Annotated in this window: 1 protein-coding gene; it reads left to right on the forward strand. The window is 48.3% G+C overall.

Annotated features, from left to right (window positions below; translation table 11 throughout):
* A partial coding sequence (locus ACFSKL_RS12030; protein ID WP_376886484.1) for a carboxylesterase family protein occupies window positions 1–627 on the forward strand: 627 nt, incomplete at both ends.

Genomic DNA, 627 nt, shown 5'->3' on the forward strand with positions numbered 1-627 from the left:
ATCACCCTTCCAAAAGGCACCACAGCCAAAGATGGACTTCCGGTCATGGTTTGGATTCATGGAGGATCCTATACCTCAGGGGCAGGGGATGCAGATGTGTTTGACGTCAAAAGCCTGGTGGAAGAACAACAGGTCATTGTGGTCAACATCACCTACCGTCTTGGGCTTTTTGGCTTTCTTGGTGGTTATCTTGACAGGCCTGCTAACCTGGGGCTTTTGGATATGGTGGCAGCACTCCGATGGATCAAAACAAATATCAGGTCTTTTGGAGGAAACATAGATAACATTACCCTTTTTGGGCAGTCGGCAGGAGCAGATGCAATCGCGCATTTGATGATAGCAAAGGATGTAGATGGTCTGTTCCATCGGGTCATTATACAAAGTGCCCCATTTGGGATAGGACGCAATAGGGAAAAGATGACCCAGGCAATGAAAGTGCATGCTGCCGAAATCCCGGATGGGATCAGTGCGGGGAAGGTTCTGGAATACCAATCCAAGGTTTCCAATGCTGCATCCAAATTTGGCTTGAAAGGGGCTATGCCATTTGCTTTACAGTATGGCCATGATCCCCTGCCAAAAGAAGCTGATATCGACGAAGCCTGGAGCAGGGTTGCCACTAAATACGAA

It is taken from the genome of Belliella marina (genome assembly GCF_042682445.1).
In the GTDB taxonomy this organism is placed as follows: domain Bacteria; phylum Bacteroidota; class Bacteroidia; order Cytophagales; family Cyclobacteriaceae; genus Belliella; species Belliella marina.